The following is a 4,179-nucleotide window of genomic DNA, read 5'->3' on the forward strand; positions in this document are numbered from 1 at the left end:
TATCAACCCCCGCCGATATGGACAACACCGAGAAGGTGGTTGGCCTGGTGGATGAGTGCTGGCGGATGGGGCTGAAAATCCTGCCGCCGGATATAAACTCCGGTCTTTACCATTTCCACGTCAACGACGACGGCGAAATCGTGTATGGTATTGGCGCCATCAAAGGGGTAGGTGAGGGGCCAATTGAGGCAATCATCGAAGCCCGAAATAAAGGTGGTTACTTCCGCGAGCTTTTTGATCTCTGCGCCCGTACCGATACGAAAAAGTTGAACCGGCGGGTGCTGGAAAAACTGATCATGTCCGGGGCGTTTGACCGTCTGGGGCCACACCGTGCGGCGCTGATGAACTCGCTGGGCGATGCGTTAAAAGCGGCAGATCAACACGCGAAAGCAGAAGCCATCGGCCAGGCCGATATGTTTGGCGTACTGGCGGAAGAGCCTGAGCAAATTGAACAATCCTACGCCAGCTGCCAACCGTGGCCGGAGCAGGTGGTGTTAGATGGGGAACGTGAAACGTTAGGTCTGTACCTGACGGGACACCCTATCAACCAGTATTTAAAAGAGATTGAGCGTTATGTCGGAGGCGTAAGGCTGAAAGACATGCACCCGACAGAACGTGGTAAAGTCACCACGGCTGCGGGGCTCGTTATTGCCGCGCGGGTTATGGTCACCAAGCGCGGCAATCGTATCGGTATCTGCACGCTGGATGACCGTTCCGGGCGCCTGGAAGTCATGTTGTTTACTGACGCCCTGGATAAATACCAGCAATTGCTGGAAAAAGACCGCATACTTATCGTCAGCGGACAGGTCAGCTTTGATGACTTCAGCGGTGGGCTTAAAATGACCGCTCGCGAAGTGATGGATATTGACGAAGCCCGGGAAAAATATGCTCGCGGGCTTGCTATCTCGCTGACGGACAGGCAAATTGATGACCAGCTTTTAAACCGACTCCGTCAGTCTCTGGAACCCCACCGCTCTGGGACAATTCCAGTACATCTCTACTATCAGAGGGCGGATGCACGTGCGCGGTTGCGTTTTGGCGCGACGTGGCGTGTCTCTCCGAGCGATCGTTTATTAAACGATCTCCGTGGCCTCATTGGTTCGGAGCAGGTGGAACTGGAGTTTGACTAATACAGGAATACTATGAGTCTGAATTTCCTTGATTTTGAACAGCCGATTGCAGAGCTGGAAGCGAAAATCGATTCTCTGACTGCGGTTAGCCGCCAGGATGAGAAACTGGATATTAACATCGATGAAGAAGTGCATCGTCTGCGTGAAAAAAGCGTAGAACTGACGCGTAAAATCTTCGCCGATCTCGGTGCATGGCAAATTGCGCAACTGGCTCGCCATCCACAGCGTCCTTATACCCTGGATTACGTTCGCCTGGCATTTGATGAATTTGACGAACTGGCAGGTGACCGCGCGTATGCAGATGACAAAGCTATCGTCGGTGGCATCGCACGTCTTGATGGTCGTCCGGTGATGATTATTGGTCACCAGAAAGGTCGTGAAACCAAAGAGAAAATTCGCCGTAATTTTGGTATGCCAGCGCCAGAAGGTTACCGCAAAGCACTGCGTCTGATGCAAATGGCTGAACGCTTTAAGATGCCAATCATCACCTTTATCGACACACCGGGGGCATATCCGGGCGTGGGCGCAGAAGAGCGTGGTCAGTCAGAAGCCATCGCACGCAACCTGCGTGAGATGTCTCGCCTGAGCGTACCGACTATTTGTACCGTTATTGGTGAAGGTGGTTCTGGCGGCGCGCTGGCGATTGGCGTGGGCGATAAAGTGAATATGCTGCAATACAGCACCTATTCTGTTATCTCGCCGGAAGGTTGTGCGTCCATTCTGTGGAAGAGCGCCGATAAAGCGCCGCTGGCGGCTGAAGCGATGGGCATCATCGCTCCGCGTCTGAAAGAACTGAAATTGATCGACTCCATCATCCCGGAACCGCTGGGCGGCGCTCACCGTAACCCGGAAGCGATGGCGGCGTCTTTGAAAGCGCAACTGCTGGCGGATCTGGCCGATCTCGACGTGTTAAGCACTGAAGATTTAAAAAATCGTCGTTATCAGCGCCTGATGAGCTACGGCTACGCGTAATCAGCAAATGTTCTGAAAAGGGTCACTTCGGTGACCTTTTTTGTATGTAGTTTATTTAGTCATATTATAAATACATTTAGATAATCTCACTTTCATTTTCCCCATCCCAAAAATTCTTGAACTCATGTTGATAACTCCGATTTCGGAGGCATATACCAATATACACAGTGGTTAAAAATAATATAAATTTATCAGGCTCATAGAATTTTTAAGGATAAAATATGAAAGCAATTTTAGGATTTGATCGTCTTCTTATGCCGCGTGTACTGGTGTTTTTTTACTGGCTGGCTATGGTGCTGACACTGATAGGCGGTGTCTTCTCCATATTTAGCGGAAACTTTCTCTTAGGGTTAGCTTATACCGTCATTGGTCTTATAAGCTGTCGTATGACTTTCGAATTAATTATGATAGCGTTTAAGAATAACGAATATTTGCGCCGCATTGCTGAGAGTGTTAGCAAGAATAGCGCAGAGTAATCTCCCGTAAAACGCTTCACCAAACCGCATCTCAACCGCTATTACAGGCGTTTGAGATGTTGTTTTAAAGTCAGTGTAAATGTCTGATTCATCTTTCCTGCAATTTATGCGTATTATCAATATATCGCGATGCACGTGCGTATCATATCAATGCAGGAGATTCTATGTTGGGTTTAAAACAGGTTCACCATATTGCGATTATTGCGACGGATTATGCGGTGAGCAAAGCTTTCTACTGCGATATTCTCGGCTTCACGCTGCAAAGCGAAGTCTATCGTGAAGAGCGCGATTCGTGGAAAGGGGATTTGGCGCTTAATGGGCAATATGTGATTGAACTTTTCTCATTTCCGTTCCCGCCGGAGCGCCCCAGCCGACCGGAAGCCTGCGGCCTGCGGCATCTGGCGTTTAGTGTTGATGATATCGATGTGGCAGTGGCGCACCTTGAAAGCCATAACGTGAAGTGTGAAGCCATACGTGTCGATCCATACACGCAAAAACGGTTCACCTTCTTTAGCGATCCTGACGGGCTGCCGCTGGAACTGTATGAGCAGTAAGGCTTGTCATTGCCGCATTTGCCCGGTAACGTGCCGGGCAACGACCTTGTAGATTTCCACCATCATGACACTCACGCTCAATAGACAACTTCTCACCTCCCGCCAGATTCTGGTGGCCTTTAGCGGCGGGCTTGACTCCACCGTTCTGCTGCATCAGTTGGTGCAGTGGCGGGCGGAAAATCCAGGCGTCACTCTACGCGCTATCCATGTGCATCACGGTTTAAGTGCCAATGCCGATGCCTGGGTTACGCATTGCGAGAACATCTGCCAGCATTGGCAGGTGCCGCTGGTGGTCGAGCGCGTACAACTTGCGCAAGAGGGGCTAGGCATTGAGGCCCAGGCGCGGCAGGCGCGTTATCAGGCATTTGCCCGTACACTTCTGCCTGGCGAAGTGCTGGTTACCGCGCAGCATCTTGACGATCAATGTGAAACCTTTCTGCTGGCGCTAAAACGCGGTAGCGGCCCTGCCGGGCTTTCGGCTATGGGGGAAGTCTCCGATTTTGCCGGAACGCGGCTTATCCGCCCGTTGCTCGCTCGCACGCGGGGAGAACTGGAGCTGTGGGCGCGTGAGCATGATTTACGCTGGATTGAAGACGAAAGTAATCAGGACGACTCATACGATCGTAACTTCCTGCGTCTGCGCGTGGTGCCGTTATTGCAGCAGCGTTGGCCGCATTTTACCGAAGCAACGGCTCGCAGCGCCGCACTTTGCGCTGAACAAGAGAGCCTGTTAGATGAACTGCTGGCGGATGATTTAGCGCACTGTCAAACGCCGCAGGGGACGTTGCAGATTGCGACAATGATGACGATGAGCGACGCCCGTCGCGCGGCGATTATCCGCCGCTGGCTGGCAGGGCAGAATGCTCCGATGCCTTCCCGAGATGCGATGGTGCGCATCTGGCAAGAAGTGGCGCTGGCGCGGGAAGATGCTTCTCCTTGCTTGCGATTTGGTGCGTTTGAAATACGTCGCTATCAGTCGCAATTGTGGTGGATTAAATCCGTTGCCGGACAAAGCGAAACGGTTGTGTCGTGGCAGGCGGGGGCAAC

General features: G+C 51.9%; 5 protein-coding genes. All 5 read left to right on the forward strand.

What is annotated here, in order from left to right; all coding sequences use genetic code 11:
* The coding region (locus EQY_RS0119230) for a helix-hairpin-helix domain-containing protein (RefSeq protein WP_000314629.1) at positions 1 to 1,130 on the forward strand (1,130 nt) is incomplete at its 5' end.
* A 12-nt stretch (positions 1,131 to 1,142) separates the two neighbouring features.
* On the forward strand, positions 1,143 to 2,102 hold the full coding sequence (gene accA, locus EQY_RS0119235) for an acetyl-CoA carboxylase carboxyl transferase subunit alpha (RefSeq protein WP_000055746.1): 960 nt from the start codon (positions 1,143 to 1,145) through the stop codon (positions 2,100 to 2,102).
* A 221-nt stretch (positions 2,103 to 2,323) separates the two neighbouring features.
* A complete protein-coding gene (locus tag EQY_RS0119240) occupies positions 2,324 to 2,578 on the forward strand; it encodes a DUF4282 domain-containing protein (RefSeq protein WP_000644313.1) in 255 nt (84 codons plus the stop codon).
* 164 nt (positions 2,579 to 2,742) lie between these two features.
* Positions 2,743 to 3,132, forward strand: coding sequence for a VOC family protein (locus tag EQY_RS0119245; RefSeq protein WP_000901105.1), 390 nt, complete (start codon positions 2,743 to 2,745; stop codon positions 3,130 to 3,132).
* Between the two features lie 64 nt (positions 3,133 to 3,196).
* On the forward strand, positions 3,197 to 4,179 hold a 983-nt coding region (gene tilS, locus EQY_RS0119250; RefSeq protein WP_024212659.1), incomplete at its 3' end, for a tRNA lysidine(34) synthetase TilS.

The sequence above is a fragment of the Escherichia sp. TW14182 genome (genome assembly GCF_000208525.1).
Taxonomy (GTDB): Bacteria; Pseudomonadota; Gammaproteobacteria; order Enterobacterales; family Enterobacteriaceae; genus Escherichia; species Escherichia ruysiae.